The 14,918-nt window shown below is 64.0% G+C and carries 15 protein-coding genes and 1 tRNA gene; all 16 read left to right on the top strand.

What is annotated here, in order from left to right; genetic code table 11:
* Positions 1 to 75: 75 nt before the first annotated feature.
* The 16 genes from pnp to nuoK all read left to right on the top strand — a co-directional run bounded on the left by pnp (position 76) and on the right by nuoK (position 14,913).
* The gene (gene pnp, locus CFB41_RS11960; protein WP_089440667.1) at positions 76 to 2,223 is read left to right on the top strand and encodes a polyribonucleotide nucleotidyltransferase; all 2,148 of its coding nucleotides are present in this window, start codon (positions 76 to 78) and stop codon (positions 2,221 to 2,223) included.
* A gap of 152 nt (positions 2,224 to 2,375) precedes the next feature.
* Positions 2,376 to 3,395 (top strand): NAD(P)H-quinone oxidoreductase, encoded by a 1,020-nt coding sequence (locus CFB41_RS11955; RefSeq protein WP_089456640.1) that lies wholly within the window; start codon positions 2,376 to 2,378, stop codon positions 3,393 to 3,395.
* 141 nt (positions 3,396 to 3,536) lie between these two features.
* A complete protein-coding gene (gene tpiA, locus CFB41_RS11950; protein ID WP_034184885.1) occupies positions 3,537 to 4,292 on the top strand; it encodes a triose-phosphate isomerase in 756 nt (251 codons plus the stop codon).
* Positions 4,293 to 4,364: 72 nt separating this feature from the next.
* Positions 4,365 to 4,742 carry a preprotein translocase subunit SecG gene (gene secG, locus CFB41_RS11945; RefSeq protein ID WP_011352700.1) on the top strand — a complete coding sequence of 126 codons (378 nt, stop codon included), beginning with the start codon at positions 4,365 to 4,367 and terminating at the stop codon, positions 4,740 to 4,742.
* A gap of 112 nt (positions 4,743 to 4,854) precedes the next feature.
* Positions 4,855 to 4,939: transfer RNA gene (locus CFB41_RS11940), tRNA-Leu, on the top strand.
* Between the two features lie 153 nt (positions 4,940 to 5,092).
* A complete protein-coding gene (locus CFB41_RS11935; RefSeq protein ID WP_006398798.1) occupies positions 5,093 to 5,452 on the top strand; it encodes an NADH-quinone oxidoreductase subunit A in 360 nt (119 codons plus the stop codon).
* 62 nt (positions 5,453 to 5,514) lie between these two features.
* Positions 5,515 to 5,994, top strand: coding sequence for an NADH-quinone oxidoreductase subunit B family protein (locus CFB41_RS11930; RefSeq protein ID WP_006398799.1), 480 nt, complete (start codon positions 5,515 to 5,517; stop codon positions 5,992 to 5,994).
* 21 nt (positions 5,995 to 6,015) lie between these two features.
* Positions 6,016 to 6,618, top strand: coding sequence for an NADH-quinone oxidoreductase subunit C (locus CFB41_RS11925; RefSeq protein ID WP_006478264.1), 603 nt, complete (start codon positions 6,016 to 6,018; stop codon positions 6,616 to 6,618).
* A 9-nt stretch (positions 6,619 to 6,627) separates the two neighbouring features.
* The gene (locus CFB41_RS11920; protein ID WP_009694120.1) at positions 6,628 to 7,881 is read left to right on the top strand and encodes an NADH-quinone oxidoreductase subunit D; all 1,254 of its coding nucleotides are present in this window, start codon (positions 6,628 to 6,630) and stop codon (positions 7,879 to 7,881) included.
* A gap of 171 nt (positions 7,882 to 8,052) precedes the next feature.
* Positions 8,053 to 8,538: an NADH-quinone oxidoreductase subunit NuoE gene (gene nuoE, locus CFB41_RS11915; protein ID WP_006750460.1), complete on the top strand. Its 486-nt coding sequence runs from the start codon at positions 8,053 to 8,055 to the stop codon at positions 8,536 to 8,538.
* Positions 8,535 to 9,845, top strand: coding sequence for an NADH-quinone oxidoreductase subunit NuoF (gene nuoF, locus CFB41_RS11910; protein ID WP_006478267.1), 1,311 nt, complete (start codon positions 8,535 to 8,537; stop codon positions 9,843 to 9,845). Before nuoE ends, nuoF begins: the two co-directional genes overlap by 4 nt.
* Positions 9,846 to 9,927: 82 nt before the next feature.
* Positions 9,928 to 12,258, top strand: a complete 2,331-nt coding sequence (gene nuoG / locus CFB41_RS11905) for an NADH-quinone oxidoreductase subunit NuoG (protein WP_089440664.1) — start codon at positions 9,928 to 9,930, stop codon at positions 12,256 to 12,258.
* Positions 12,259 to 13,326, top strand: a complete 1,068-nt coding sequence (gene nuoH, locus CFB41_RS11900) for an NADH-quinone oxidoreductase subunit NuoH (protein ID WP_011352696.1) — start codon at positions 12,259 to 12,261, stop codon at positions 13,324 to 13,326.
* A gap of 12 nt (positions 13,327 to 13,338) precedes the next feature.
* A complete protein-coding gene (nuoI, locus tag CFB41_RS11895) occupies positions 13,339 to 13,827 on the top strand; it encodes an NADH-quinone oxidoreductase subunit NuoI (RefSeq protein ID WP_011352695.1) in 489 nt (162 codons plus the stop codon).
* 112 nt (positions 13,828 to 13,939) lie between these two features.
* On the top strand, positions 13,940 to 14,590 hold the full coding sequence (locus CFB41_RS11890) for an NADH-quinone oxidoreductase subunit J (RefSeq protein ID WP_089425978.1): 651 nt from the start codon (positions 13,940 to 13,942) through the stop codon (positions 14,588 to 14,590).
* Between the two features lie 17 nt (positions 14,591 to 14,607).
* Positions 14,608 to 14,913: an NADH-quinone oxidoreductase subunit NuoK gene (gene nuoK / locus CFB41_RS11885; RefSeq protein ID WP_006478272.1), complete on the top strand. Its 306-nt coding sequence runs from the start codon at positions 14,608 to 14,610 to the stop codon at positions 14,911 to 14,913.
* Positions 14,914 to 14,918: the final 5 nt, after the last annotated feature.

Here is a 14,918-nt window from a genome sequence, read left to right as displayed (position 1 = left end):
GGTGATTCGGTCGGGACGCCGCCGCGCGGGATGGCCGGCGCGGCGAATGAAATGCATGAATTCAAAGGAGCAACCATGTCCATGTTCAACAAGGTCGTGAAGGAATTCCAGTGGGGCCAGCACAAGGTGCGCCTCGAAACCGGTGAAGTCGCTCGCCAGGCAAGCGGCGCCGTGATCGTCGACGTCGAAGACACCGTCGTGCTGGCAACCGTCGTCGGCGCGAAGTCGGCGAAGCCGGGTCAGGATTTCTTCCCGCTGACCGTCGACTACCTCGAAAAGACCTACTCGGCCGGCAAGATCCCGGGCGGCTTCTTCCGTCGCGAAGGCCGTCCGTCGGAGCACGAGACGCTGACGTCGCGCCTGATCGACCGTCCGCTGCGCCCGCTGTTCCCGGAAGGCTTCTACAACGAAGTCCAGGTCGTGATCCACGTGCTGTCCGTGAACCCGGAAATCCCGGCGGACATCCCCGCGCTGATCGGCGCATCGGCTGCGCTCGCCGTGTCGGGCCTGCCGTTCAACGGCCCGGTCGGTGCCGCACGCGTGGCCTACATCGACAACGCGTACGTGCTGAACCCGACGCGTGACCAGATCAAGGCGTCGAGCCTCGACCTCGTCGTCGCAGGTACGGAACGTGCCGTGCTGATGGTCGAATCGGAAGCCGACCAGCTGTCGGAAGAAGTGATGCTGGGCGCCGTGGTGTTCGGCCACGAGCAAATGCAGGTCGCGATCGACGCGATCCACGAACTGGTCCGCGAAGGCGGCAAGCCCGAGTGGGACTGGCAGCCGGCGCCGAAGAACGAAGCGCTGATCGCGCGCGTGACCGAGCTGGCACAGAACGACCTGCTCGCTGCTTACCAGCTCCGCGACAAGCAGGCGCGCTCGACCAAGCTGAAGGAAGTCTACGCGGCAACCTCGGCGAAGCTCGAGGAAGATGCGCAGGCAGCCGGTACGGTCGCAGCCGACAAGGCAACGGTCGGCAACGTGCTGTTCGACATCGAAGCGAAGATCGTCCGTTCGCAGATCCTGAACGGCGAGCCGCGCATCGACGGCCGCGACACGCGCACCGTGCGCCCGATCGAAATCCGCACCGGCGTGCTGCCGCGTACCCACGGCTCGGCGCTGTTCACGCGCGGCGAGACGCAGGCGCTGGTCGTCGCGACGCTCGGCACGAAGGGTGACGAGCAGATCATCGACGCGCTCGAAGGCGAGTACCGCGAGCGCTTCATGCTCCACTACAACATGCCCCCGTTCGCGACCGGCGAAACGGGCCGCGTCGGCTCGCCGAAGCGCCGCGAAATCGGCCACGGCCGCCTCGCGAAGCGTGCACTGGTCAAGTGCCTGCCGAGCGCCGACGAATTCGGCTACTCGATCCGCGTCGTGTCGGAAATCACCGAATCGAACGGTTCGTCGTCGATGGCATCGGTGTGCGGCGGCTGCCTCGCGCTGATGGACGCCGGCGTGCCGATGAAGGCGCACGTCGCGGGTATCGCGATGGGCCTGATCCTCGAAGGCAACAAGTTCGCGGTGCTGACCGACATCCTCGGCGACGAAGATCACCTCGGCGACATGGACTTCAAGGTGGCCGGCACGGAGCAAGGCGTGACGGCACTGCAGATGGACATCAAGATCCAGGGCATCACGAAGGAAATCATGCAGGTCGCGCTCGCGCAGGCGAAGGAAGGCCGCATGCACATCCTCGGCAAGATGACGTCGGCGGTTTCGGGTGCGAACACGCAACTGTCGGAATTCGCGCCGCGCATGATCACGATCAAGATCAACCCGGAAAAGATCCGCGACGTGATCGGCAAGGGCGGTTCGGTGATCCGCGCGCTGACGGAAGAAACCGGCACGACCATCGACATCTCCGACGACGGCGTCGTGACGATCGCGAGCACGAACAGCGACGGCATGGCCGAAGCGAAGAAGCGTATCGAGCAAATCACGGCCGAGATCGAAGTGGGCCAGGTGTACGAAGGCACGGTTCTGAAGCTGCTCGATTTCGGCGCGATCGTGAACCTGCTGCCGGGCAAGGATGGCCTGCTGCACATCTCGGAAATCGTCAACGAGCGTGTGAAGGACATCAACGACTACCTGAAGGAAGGCCAGCAAGTGAAGGTCAAGGTCATCCAGACGGACGAAAAGGGTCGTGTGCGTCTGTCGGCAAAGGCGCTGCTGAACGAAGCAGCGGCGGCGTCGCAATCGGACACGCCGCCGCAGCAGTAAGCGGATAGGCGGACCAACGGCCGGCAGTGCGAAAGCGTGCCGGCCGTTTTTTCTGTAGCATCGTTGTGCGGCGCAGCAGCGCCGGCAAGGCGCCCGTGCCGCGTGCGGGCGCACCATCCGATTCCGATCCTGATCCTGGAGCGACCCTCACCATGAAAGCCATCGAAATCACCGAGTTCGGCGCCCCCGACGTGCTGAAGCTTGCGGAGCGTCCGCGTCCCGAACCGAAGCGCGGCGAAGTGCTGATCAAGGTGGCGGCTTCCGGCGTGAACCGGCCCGACGTGTTCCAGCGCAAGGGCGCCTATGCGCCGCCGCCGGGTGCGTCGGATCTGCCGGGCCTCGAGGTCGCGGGCGAGATCGTCGGCGGCGACCTGTCCGACGCTGCTCAGAACCCGTTCGGCCTGAAGCTCGGCGATCGCGTGTGCGCGCTGCTCGCGGGCGGCGGCTATGCGGAATATGCGGTCGCGCCGCTGCCGCAATGCCTGCCGGTGCCCGGCGGGCTGACCGATATCGAGGCCGCGTCGCTGCCCGAGACGTTTTTCACGGTGTGGAGCAACGTGTTCGACCGTGCGCAGCTCGGCGCGGGCGAGGGCGGCGAGCACGAAACGCTGCTCGTGCAGGGCGGCTCGAGCGGCATCGGCGTGACGGCGATCCAGATCGCGCATGCGCTCGGCTTTCGCGTGTTCGCGACGGCCGGCACGGCCGACAAGTGCCGCGCGTGCGAGGCGCTCGGCGCGGAGCGTGCGATCAACTACAAGACGGAAGACTTCGTCGAGGTCGTGAAGTCGCTGACGCACGATCGCGGCGTCGACGTGATCCTCGACATGGTGGCGGGCTCGTACGTGCCGCGCGAACTGTCCGCGCTCGCGGATGGCGGCCGTCTGGTGCTGATCGCGCTGCTCGGCGGCGCGAAGGCCGACGTCAACCTGAGCGAGATCCTGCGTCGCCGGCTGACCATCACGGGTTCCACGCTGCGCCCGCGTCCGGTCGAATTCAAGGCGCAGATCGCCGCGCAGTTGAAGGCGCGCGTGTGGCCGCTGCTTGCCGACGGCCGCATCAAGCCGGTGATCTATCGCGTATTGCCGGCGGCGGACGCCGCGCAGGCGCATGCGCTGATGGAAAGCAGCGAGCACACCGGCAAGATCGTGCTCGATTGGGGTACGAACGCCTGACGGCCCACGTGGCCGGGCTTGACATGCGCGGTTTGACCGGTTCAAGGCGCGCGCAGTAAAATCGCCGGTTTGCTTCGCCAGATCAAACCTGACGGCCGGTTTCCGGCGCGTTAATGACCAAGCGGTGACGAGACAGACACGATGTCGAAACAAAGAACTAAGCGTGTGATCGGCAACTGGAAGATGCACGGCCGGCTGGCCGGCAACCAGGCGTTGCTGAACGAAGTGGTGCAGGGCGCGGGCGCGGTGGCGGCCGAAACGTCGGTCGGCGTGTGCGTGCCGTTCCCGTATCTCGCGCAGGTTCAGGCGCAGCTCGACGGCGGCCGTGTCGCCTGGGGTGCGCAGGACGTGTCGGCGCACGAGCAGGGCGCGTTCACCGGTGAAGTGGCGGCTGCGATGGTCGCGGAGTTCGGCGCACGCTATGCGATCGTCGGTCACTCGGAGCGCCGCGCGTATCACGGCGAACGCAACGAGACGGTCGCGGCGAAGACGCAGCGCGCGCTCGCGGCGGGGCTCACGCCTGTCGTGTGCGTCGGCGAGACGCTCGACGAGCGTGAGTCGGGTGCGACCGAGCAGGTGGTCGGTGCGCAGCTCGACGCAGTGCTGGCCGTGCTGACGGCCGACGAGGCCGCGCGCATCGTCGTCGCGTACGAGCCGGTCTGGGCGATCGGCACGGGCAAGAGCGCGACGTCGGCGCAGGCACAGGACGTGCACGCGTTCCTGCGTGCGCGTCTCGCGGCAAAGGGTGCGGCAGACGTGTCCGTGCTGTACGGCGGCAGCGTGAAGCCGGACAACGCGGAAGAGCTGTTTGCGCAGCCGGACATCGACGGTGGCCTGATCGGCGGCGCGTCGCTGAAGGCGGAAGATTTCCTGGCGATCTGCCGGGCCGCGCGCTGAGCGGTCCGAGATCGAATTGAACCATGACGGCGGCCGGTTGGTCCGGTCGCCCGATCCATTCGGGTGGGTGTGATGCTGTTATTCAAGACGCTGATTATTGTGGTGCAGGTGCTGTCTGCACTGGGTGTGATTGGTCTCGTGCTGTTGCAGCACGGCAAGGGTGCCGACATGGGCGCTGCGTTCGGCAGCGGCGCGTCGGGCAGCCTGTTTGGTGCAACGGGCTCGGCGAACTTCCTGTCGCGTACGACGGGCATTCTCGCGACGATCTTCTTCGTCGCGACGCTCGCGCTGACGTACCTCGGTTCGTACAAGTCGACGCCGTCGGCGGGCGTGCTGGGTGGGGTCGCGACCGCACCGGCCTCGGCGCCTGCAGCATCGGCGCCGGCCGTCGCGGCATCCGCTGCCGCAGGCTCGGCTGCAAGCGCGCCGGGCCAGGACGTCCCGAAATAAAAAGTTAAATTTTTTGCGGTTGTGCGTTGAACAAATCTCGAAGTCGGGTTAGAATTTAATTCTTGAAGCGATTCGCGGGAAACAAGTAGTTACAACCCCGGTTGCATGCAGTGCCGACGTGGTGAAATTGGTAGACACGCTATCTTGAGGGGGTAGTGGCGAAAGCTGTGCGAGTTCGAGTCTCGCCGTCGGCACCAAAGTTACTCAATGCCAGCCGCTTCTAGTGGCTGGCATTTTTCATTTCTGGGGTGTGCTTGCGGTTGTCTTGCGATCGCCTGCACTCCGAAATGATTCCTTCCGCCGGAAGTGGTATTCTCCGGACGCTCAGAACCAACCGATAGAGGATTGCCTTGAACCTCGCAGCCTATTACCCCGTCTTGTTGTTCCTCCTCGTGGGCACTGGTTTAGGTATAGCGCTGGTCAGCATCGGCAAGCTCCTTGGTCCCAACAAGCCGGACGTCGAGAAGAACGCACCGTACGAGTGCGGCTTCGAAGCCTTTGAAGACGCCCGGATGAAATTCGACGTCCGGTACTACCTCGTCGCCATCCTGTTCATCATCTTCGATCTCGAAACCGCATTCCTGTTTCCGTGGGGCGTCGCGCTCCGGGATATCGGCTGGCCGGGTTTCATCGCAATGATGATTTTTCTGCTCGAATTCCTGCTGGGCTTTGCCTATATCTGGAAGAAAGGCGGCCTCGACTGGGAGTGATGGGTTAATCGCCGGTTTGCATGGGCGGCCACGCTCGGTCGCTCGTCTGGAGTGGAAAGCAAATGAGTATCGAAGGGGTCTTGAAGGAAGGGTTTGTCACCACGACGGCTGACAAGCTGATCAACTGGACGCGTACCGGCTCGCTGTGGCCGATGACGTTCGGGCTCGCGTGTTGCGCCGTCGAAATGATGCATGCGGGCGCGGCCCGTTACGATCTGGACCGGTTCGGCGTCGTGTTTCGCCCGAGCCCGCGCCAGTCGGACGTGATGATCGTCGCCGGCACGCTCTGCAACAAGATGGCGCCCGCGCTGCGCCGCGTGTACGACCAGATGGCCGAGCCGCGCTGGGTGATCTCGATGGGATCGTGCGCGAACGGCGGTGGTTACTACCACTACTCGTACTCGGTGGTCCGCGGCTGCGACCGGATCGTGCCGGTCGACGTCTACGTGCCGGGCTGTCCGCCCACGGCCGAGGCGCTGGTCTACGGCGTGATCCAGTTGCAGGCGAAGATCCGCCGCACCAATACCATCGCCCGTCAATAAAGCCCCGAGCGTCCCCTCAATATGGCAAGCAAAATCGAGACCCTCAAGGCAAACCTCGAAGCCGCGCTCGGCGCGCGCGTGGTGAGCCTCACCGAAGCGATCGGTGAACTGACGCTCGTCGTGAAGGCGAGCGATTACCTCGAAGTCGCAAAGACGCTGCGCGACGATCCGAAGCTCCGTTTCGAGCAACTGATCGACCTGTGCGGCGTCGACTACCAGACCTTCGGCGACGGCGCCTACGACGGCCCGCGTTTCGCGGCCGTGTCGCACCTGCTGTCGGTCACGAACAACTGGCGCCTGCGCCTGCGTGCATTCGCACCGGATGACGACCTGCCGATCGTGGCATCGCTGGTCGACATCTGGACCTCCGCGAACTGGTACGAGCGCGAAGCGTTCGACCTGTACGGCATCGTGTTCGAAGGCCACCCCGACCTGCGCCGCATCCTCACCGACTACGGCTTCATCGGCCACCCGTTCCGCAAGGACTTCCCGGTGTCGGGCTATGTCGAAATGCGTTACGACCCGGAAGAGAAGCGGGTCGTGTACCAGCCGGTGACGATCGAGCCGCGCGAAATCACGCCGCGCGTGATCCGCGAGGATCGCTATGGCGGTCTGAAACATTAAGGGGGCGTCATGGCAGAAATCAAGAACTACACGCTCAACTTCGGCCCGCAGCACCCGGCAGCGCACGGCGTGCTGCGCCTCGTGCTCGAGCTCGACGGCGAAGTCATCCAGCGTGCCGATCCGCACATCGGCCTGCTGCACCGCGCGACGGAAAAGCTCGCGGAATCCAAGACGTTCATCCAGTCCGTGCCGTACATGGACCGTCTCGACTATGTGTCGATGATGGTCAACGAGCACGGCTACGTGCTCGCGATCGAAAAGCTGCTCGGCATCGACGTGCCGGAGCGCGCGCAGTACATCCGCGTGCTGTTCGACGAAATCACGCGTGTGCTCAACCACCTGATGTGGATCGGCGCGCATGCGCTCGACGTCGGCGCGATGGCCGTGTTCCTGTACGCATTCCGCGAACGCGAAGACCTGATGGACGTGTACGAAGCGGTGTCCGGAGCCCGGATGCACGCGGCGTACTACCGTCCGGGCGGCGTCTACCGCGACCTGCCTGACGCAATGCCGCAATACAAGGCGTCGAAGATTCGCAATGAGAAGGCGCTCGCGAAGATGAACGAAGCGCGCAGCGGCTCGGTGCTCGACTTCATCGACGACTTCTTCACGCGCTTCCCGAAGTGCGTCGACGAATACGAAACGCTGCTCACCGACAACCGGATCTGGAAACAGCGTCTGGTCGGGATCGGCGTGGTCAGCCCGGAACGTGCGCTGCAGATGGGCCTGACGGGCCCGATGCTGCGCGGCTCGGGCATCGCCTGGGATCTGCGCAAGAAGCAGCCGTACGAAGTGTACGATCGCCTCGATTTCGACGTGCCGGTCGGCGTGAACGGCGATTGCTACGACCGCTATCTGGTGCGTGTCGAGGAAATGCGCCAGTCGATTCGCATCGCGAAACAGTGTATTGAGTGGCTCCGCAAGAATCCGGGCCCGGTGATGACGGACAATCACAAGGTTGCACCGCCGTCGCGCGTCGGCATGAAGACCAACATGGAAGACTTGATTCACCACTTCAAGCTCTTCACCGAAGGTTTCCATGTTCCGGAAGGCGAAGCGTACGCGGCGGTCGAGCATCCGAAGGGTGAGTTCGGCATCTACCTCGTGTCGGATGGTGCGAACAAGCCGTATCGCCTCAAGATTCGTGCACCGGGTTTCGCGCACCTGGCGTCGCTCGACGAAATGGCGCGCGGTCACATGATCGCCGACGCCGTCACGATCATCGGTACGCAGGACATCGTGTTCGGCGAAATCGATCGCTAATGGTTAGCGCCGCCCGCGCGAGCGGGCGGCGAGCAGCAAGTCACACGCGATGCGCGCTGAACCGGCGCGGCTTCGCAAGCTGTCAACAGTGAGCGCCAGGTCTGCCGTCCATGCACCCCAGTGTGCGGCAGGTTGTTCGTTCGGTAGGAATTGAAAGAGTCGTGTCTGAAAATGATCTCAGCTGAAGGCCTGAAGGAAATCGATCGAGCGTTGACGAAGTATCCCGCCGATCAGAAACAGTCCGCCGTGATGTCGGCGTTGGCCGTTGCTCAGGAAGAGCACGGCTGGCTGTCGCCCGAACTGATGCAGTTCGTCGCGGACTATCTCGGCATGCCGGCCGTTGCCGTGCAGGAAGTCGCGACGTTCTACACGATGTACGAGCTCAACCCGGTCGGCAAGCACAAGATCACGCTCTGCACGAACCTGCCGTGCCAGCTCGGCCCGGACGGTGGCGCGGAAGCGACTGCCGACTACCTGAAACAGAAGCTGGGCATCGGCTTCGGCGAGACCACGCCTGACGGCAAGTTCACGCTGAAGGAAGGCGAATGCATGGGCTCGTGCGGCGATGCGCCGGTGCTGCTGGTGAACAATCACAGAATGTGCAGCTTCATGAGCCGCGAGAAGATCGACCAGCTGCTTGAGGAGCTCTCGAAATGACGTCCCTCCACGACCGTCACATCAAACCGCTGATCCTCGCTGGTCTGAACGGCGAGAACTGGCACCTCGAAGATTACGTTGCGCGCGGCGGCTACAAGCAGCTGCGCCGCATTCTCGAAGAAAAGATTCCGCCCGAGCAGGTGATCGCCGACGTCAAGGCGTCGGGCCTGCGTGGCCGTGGCGGTGCGGGCTTCCCGACCGGCCTGAAGTGGAGCTTCATGCCGCGCCAGTTTCCGGGGCAGAAGTACCTCGTCTGCAACTCGGACGAAGGCGAGCCGGGTACGTTCAAGGATCGCGACATCCTGCGCTGGAACCCGCACGCGCTGATCGAAGGCATGGCCATCGGCGCGTATGCGATGGGCATCACCGTCGGCTACAACTACATCCACGGCGAAATCTTCGAAGTGTATCGACGCTTCGAAGCCGCGCTCGATGAAGCGCGCGCTGCCGGGTTCCTCGGCGACAACATCATGGGCTCGGAATTCTCGTTCCAGCTGCACGCGCATCACGGTTACGGCGCGTACATCTGCGGCGAGGAAACGGCACTGCTCGAGTCGCTCGAAGGCAAGAAGGGCCAGCCGCGCTTCAAGCCGCCGTTCCCGGCGAGCTTCGGCGTGTACGGCAAGCCCACCACGATCAACAACACCGAGACGTTTGCCGCGGTGCCGTTCCTGCTGTCCATCGGGCCGCAGAATTACCTCGAGATCGGCAAGCCGAACAACGGCGGCACGAAGATTTTCTCGGTGTCGGGCGACGTCGAGCGTCCGGGCAACTACGAAGTGCCGCTCGGCACGCCGTTCGCGACGCTGATGGAACTCGCCGGCGGGATGCGCGGCGGCAAGAAGATCAAGGCCGTGATTCCGGGCGGTTCGTCGGCGCCGGTGATCCCGGGCGACATCATGATGCAGACGGATCTCGACTACGATTCGATCGCGAAGGCCGGCTCGATGCTCGGTTCCGGCGCGGTGATCGTGATGGACGAGACGCGCTGCATGGTGCGTTCGCTGCTGCGCCTGTCGTACTTCTACTACGAGGAATCGTGCGGCCAGTGCACGCCGTGCCGTGAAGGCACCGGCTGGCTGTATCGCGTCGTGAACCGTATCGAGCACGGCGAAGGCCGCCAGGAAGATCTGGACCTGCTGAACTCGGTTGCCGAGAACATCATGGGCCGCACGATCTGTGCACTCGGCGATGCGGCGGCGATGCCGGTACGCGGGATGCTCAAGCACTACTGGGACGAATTCGCGTACCACGTCGAGCACAAGCACTGCATGGTCGGCGGCCACGCGCACGCGGCGGCAGCCTGAAGCGAACCCGGTTGCGGAATTTGAGCGCACGGTCGGGCGAAGGCGCGAACGGGCGGAAATAGGTTAAGGACCATTCACCATCATGGTTGAACTTGAAATAGACGGCAAGAAGGTCGAGGTGCCCGAAGGCAGCATGGTGATCCAGGCTGCGCACAAGGCGGATACGTACATTCCTCACTTCTGCTATCACAAGAAACTGTCGGTTGCGGCCAACTGCCGGATGTGTCTCGTCGAAGTCGAGAAGATGCCGAAGGCCGTGCCTGCCTGCGCGACCCCCGTGTCGGCCGGCATGATCGTCCATACGCAATCCGACAAGGCCGTGAAGGCGCAGCAGTCGGTGATGGAATTCCTCCTCATCAACCACCCGCTCGACTGCCCGATCTGCGATCAGGGCGGCGAATGCCAGCTGCAGGATCTGGCGGTCGGTTACGGCAAGTCGTCGTCGCGTTACGCGGAAGAGAAGCGCGTGGTGTTCCACAAGAACGTGGGCCCGCTGATCTCGATGGAAGAGATGTCGCGCTGCATCCACTGCACGCGCTGCGTCCGCTTCGGCCAGGAAATCGCCGGCGTGATGGAGTTCGGCATGCTGGGCCGCGGCGAGCACTCGGAAATCACGACGTTCGTCGGCAAGACGGTCGATTCCGAAATGTCGGGCAACATGATCGACCTGTGCCCGGTCGGCGCGCTGACCAGCAAACCGTTCCGCTACAGCGCCCGTACGTGGGAGCTGTCGCGCCGCAAGTCGGTGAGCCCGCACGATTCCGTCGGCGCGAACCTCGTCGTGCAGGTGAAGAACAACCGCGTGATGCGCGTGCTGCCGTTCGAGAACGAAGCCATCAACGAATGCTGGATCTCGGACAAGGATCGCTTCTCGTATGAAGGCCTCAACAGCGAAGAGCGCCTGACGAAGCCGATGCTGAAGCAGGGCGGCCAGTGGATCGAGACCGACTGGCAGACCGCGCTCGAATACGTCGCCAAGGGCCTGAAGGGCATTGCCGCGGATCACGGCGCGAACGCGCTGGCGATGCTCGCGAGCGCGCACAGCACGGCCGAAGAGCTGTTCCTCGTGAAGCAGCTCGCCAACGAACTGAAGACGCCGAACGTCGACTTCCGTCTGCGTCAGCAGGATTTCTCAGCGCCGGTCCAGGGCGCACCGTGGCTCGGCATGCCGATCGCCGACCTGTCGAACGTGGACGCCGCGTTCGTCGTCGGTTCGTTCCTGCGCCGCGACCACCCGCTGTTCGCCGCCCGCCTGCGTCAGGCCGCGAAGAACGGCGCGAAGCTGCACTTCCTGCACGCGACCGGTGACGACGCACTGATCCCGACCGCGCAACGCATCGTTGCCGCACCATCGGCATGGCTCGACCAGCTGGCCGGCATCGCCGCGGCCGTCGCGCAACTGCGCGGCGTCGCACTGCCCGACACGCTCGCGGGCGTCACGGCATCGCCGGCCGCGCAGGCTGTTGCCCAGTCGCTCGCGAATGGCGAACGCCGCGCGGTGCTGCTCGGCAACGTCGCGGTCCGCCATCCGGAATTCGCGAAGTTGCACGCCGTTGCCAAGTGGATCGCCGACAACACCGGCGCCACGTTCGGCTTCCTGACGGAAGCAGCGAACACGGTCGGCGCGCACGTCGTCGGCGCACTGCCGGGCGAAGGCGGCCTGAACGCACGCGAAGCGTTCGCGCAGCCGCGCAAGGGCTACGTGCTGCTGAACGTCGAACCGGAATTCGACACCGCGGATCCGGCGCAGGCGCTGGCCGCACTGAATCAGGCGGAAATGGTCGTCGTGATGTCGCCCTTCAAGCATGGCCTCGACTACGCCGATGTGCTGCTGCCGGTTGCGCCGTTCACGGAAACGGCCGGTACGTACGTGAATGCCGAAGGCACCGTGCAGAGCTTCAACGGCGTCGTGCGCCCGCTCGGCGACACGCGCCCGGGCTGGAAGGTGCTGCGCGTGCTCGGCAGCCTGCTCGGCCTGCCGAACTTCGAATACGAGACCGCGGAAGAAGTGCGTCTCGCCGCGCTCGGCGACGCCGGCGTCGCGAGCCGCCTGTCGAACCAGACGTCGGTCGCGCCGGTGCGCGGCGCGGCGAATGCCGCGAACGGCGGTTTCGAGCGCCTGGCCGATGTGCCGATCTATCACGCCGACGCACTCGTGCGCCGCGCAGGTGCGCTGCACCTGACGGCCGCCGCGAAGGCGGCGAATGCCGCGGCGCTGCCGGCTGCGCTGTTCGACAAGCTGGGCTTGAAGGAAGGCGACGCGGTGCGCGTGCGCCAGGGCGAGCGTGCGGTGCAGTTGCCGGCCGTGCGCGACGCGAATCTTGCGGAGACCGTCGTTCGCGTGTCGGCGGCGACGCCTGCCGGCGCAGCGCTCGGCAGCCTGTCCGGTGAACTGGTGGTGGAGAAGGCGTAAATGAGCTTGTTCGATACGATCAACGCGGGCGGGTCCCAGCTTCTCGGCTTCGCATGGCCGACGGTGTGGGCAATCGTGCGCATCCTCGTCGTCTCCGTCGTCATCCTGCTGTGCGTCGCGTACCTGATTCTGTGGGAACGTAAGCTGATCGGCTGGATGCACGTGCGTCTCGGCCCGAACCGCGTCGGCCCCGGCGGCTTGCTGCAGCCGATCGCCGACGTGCTGAAGCTGCTGCTGAAGGAAGTCATTCAGCCGAGCGCCGCCAGCCGCTGGCTGTACCTGATCGCACCGGTGATGACCGTCGTGCCGGCGTTCGCCGTGTGGGCCGTGATCCCGTTCCAGGCCGAAGCGGTCCTCGCGAACGTGAACGCGGGCCTGCTGTACGCGATGGCGATCTCGTCGATCGGCGTGTACGCGGTGATTCTCGCGGGCTGGGCATCGAACTCGAAGTACGCGTTCCTCGGCGCGATGCGCGCTGCGGCACAGATGGTGTCGTACGAAATCTCGATGGGCTTCGCGCTGGTGCTGGTGCTGATGACGGCCGGCAGCCTGAACCTGTCGGAAATCGTCGGTTCGCAGCAGCACGGCTTCTTCGCGGGCCACGGCGTGAACTTCCTGTCGTGGAACTGGCTGCCGCTGCTGCCGGCGTTCGTCGTGTACTTCATCTCGGGCATCGCCGAAACGAACCGCCACCCGTTCGACGTGGTGGAAGGGGAGTCGGAAATCGTTGCCGGTCACATGATCGATTACTCGGGCATGGCGTTCGCGCTGTTCTTCCTCGCCGAGTACATCAACATGATCGTGATCTCGGCGCTGACCGCGACGCTGTTCCTCGGCGGCTGGGATGCACCGTTCGAATTCCTGTCGTTCATTCCGGGCATCTTCTGGCTGGTGCTGAAGATATTCGCGCTGCTGTCGGTGTTCATCTGGGTTCGCGCGACGTTCCCGCGTTTCCGTTACGACCAGATCATGCGCTTGGGCTGGAAGGTGTTCCTGCCCGTCACGGTGGTCTGGGTGGTCGTGGTCGGCTTCTGGATGATGTCGCCGCTCAACATCTGGGTGAAGTAAACGGACGAAATCATGAGCGCAATCCAACACTTCTTTAAGACCTTCTTCCTGACCGAGCTGCTGCAAGGGCTCGCGCTGACCGGCCGTTACACGTTCAAGCGCAAGGTCACCGTGCAGTTCCCGGAAGAAAAGACGCCGATTTCGCCGCGTTTCCGCGGGCTGCATGCGCTGCGCCGCTACGAAAACGGCGAAGAGCGCTGCATCGCGTGCAAGCTGTGCGAGGCCGTGTGCCCCGCGATGGCGATCACGATCGAATCGGAAACGCGCGCGGACAACACGCGCCGCACGACGCGCTACGACATCGACCTGACGAAGTGCATCTTCTGCGGTTTCTGCGAAGAGAGCTGCCCGGTCGATTCGATCGTCGAGACGCAGATTCTCGAGTACCACGGCGAAAAGCGCGGCGACCTGTATTTCACGAAGGAAATGCTGCTCGCGGTGGGCGATCGCTACGAGAAGGACATCGCCGCGGCGAAGGCTGCCGACGCGCCGTATCGTTGATTGTGTTTGCAGTGCCGGCCCGAAGCCAGGGCCGAGCCGCCGCGACGGGTGCGGCACGCGAGAGCGTCCCGCAAGCCGCGCCTGACTATGGCCTAACGATGAACCGGTAATCATGGAATTCACGACCGTACTGTTCTACATCTTCGCGCTGCTCCTGGTGGTATCAGGGCTGAAGGTGATCACTTCGCGCAACCCGGTGGCGTCTGCGCTTTTCCTTGTGCTGGCGTTCTTCAACGCCGCCGCGATCTGGATGCTGCTGGAAGCGGAGTTCCTCGCGATCCTGCTGGTGCTGGTCTACGTGGGCGCGGTGATGGTGCTGTTCCTGTTCGTCGTGATGATGCTGGACATCAACATCGACTACCTGCGCCGCGACTTCAAGCGCTTCGTCCCGATGGCGACCGTGGTCGGCGCGATCATCGTGATCGAAACCGCGCTGATCCTGTGGCGCGGCTACGGCGACACGCAGACGGTGCACGCGATGGCGACGGGCGAGATGGCCAACTGGTCGAACACGCGCCTGATCGGCAAGGTGATCTACACCGACTACATCTTCGCGTTTGAAATCGCCGGCCTCGTGCTGCTGGTCGCGATCATTGCCGCGATCGGGCTGACCGAGCGCAAGGGCAAGGACAGCAAGCGCCAGCGCGTGTCGGATCAGGTCAAGGTGCGCCGCAACGATCGCGTGCGCCTCGTGAAGATGGACGCGGAAAAGCCGCAGCCGGAAACGGCGCAGAGCGAAGCCGGTTCGGGCACCAACGGCTAAGCGGAGGAAAAGAAAACATGCTGACTCTTGCTCATTACCTCGTGCTCGGCGCGATCCTCTTTGCGATCGCGATCGTCGGGATCTTCCTGAACCGCCGCAACGTCATCATCATCCTGATGTCGATCGAACTGATGCTGCTGGCGGTGAACACCAACTTCGTCGCGTTTTCGCATTACCTCGGCGACGTGCACGGCCAGATCTTCGTGTTCTTCGTGCTGACCGTCGCCGCAGCGGAAGCCGCGATCGGTCTTGCGATTCTGGTGACCCTGTTCCGTAAGCTCGACACGATCAATGTCGAGGATCTCGATCAGCTCAAAGGTTAATTTCA

This window comes from Burkholderia sp. AU33803, from assembly GCF_002223095.1.
Lineage (GTDB): Bacteria > Pseudomonadota > Gammaproteobacteria > Burkholderiales > Burkholderiaceae > Burkholderia.
This window is presented reverse-complemented; position numbering and strand designations above follow the sequence as displayed.

Coding starts and splice junctions, on each gene's coding strand:
- pnp (WP_089440667.1), top strand. CDS start 76: ATGTCCATGTTCAACAAGGTCGTGAAGGAATTCCAGTGGGGCCAGCAC.
- tpiA (WP_034184885.1), top strand. CDS start 3,537: ATGTCGAAACAAAGAACTAAGCGTGTGATCGGCAACTGGAAGATGCAC.
- nuoH (WP_011352696.1), top strand. CDS start 12,259: ATGAGCTTGTTCGATACGATCAACGCGGGCGGGTCCCAGCTTCTCGGC.
- secG (WP_011352700.1), top strand. CDS start 4,365: ATGCTGTTATTCAAGACGCTGATTATTGTGGTGCAGGTGCTGTCTGCA.
- CFB41_RS11925 (WP_006478264.1), top strand. CDS start 6,016: ATGGCAAGCAAAATCGAGACCCTCAAGGCAAACCTCGAAGCCGCGCTC.
- nuoK (WP_006478272.1), top strand. CDS start 14,608: ATGCTGACTCTTGCTCATTACCTCGTGCTCGGCGCGATCCTCTTTGCG.
- nuoE (WP_006750460.1), top strand. CDS start 8,053: ATGATCTCAGCTGAAGGCCTGAAGGAAATCGATCGAGCGTTGACGAAG.
- CFB41_RS11955 (WP_089456640.1), top strand. CDS start 2,376: ATGAAAGCCATCGAAATCACCGAGTTCGGCGCCCCCGACGTGCTGAAG.
- CFB41_RS11920 (WP_009694120.1), top strand. CDS start 6,628: ATGGCAGAAATCAAGAACTACACGCTCAACTTCGGCCCGCAGCACCCG.
- CFB41_RS11890 (WP_089425978.1), top strand. CDS start 13,940: ATGGAATTCACGACCGTACTGTTCTACATCTTCGCGCTGCTCCTGGTG.
- nuoI (WP_011352695.1), top strand. CDS start 13,339: ATGAGCGCAATCCAACACTTCTTTAAGACCTTCTTCCTGACCGAGCTG.
- CFB41_RS11930 (WP_006398799.1), top strand. CDS start 5,515: ATGAGTATCGAAGGGGTCTTGAAGGAAGGGTTTGTCACCACGACGGCT.
- nuoG (WP_089440664.1), top strand. CDS start 9,928: ATGGTTGAACTTGAAATAGACGGCAAGAAGGTCGAGGTGCCCGAAGGC.
- nuoF (WP_006478267.1), top strand. CDS start 8,535: ATGACGTCCCTCCACGACCGTCACATCAAACCGCTGATCCTCGCTGGT.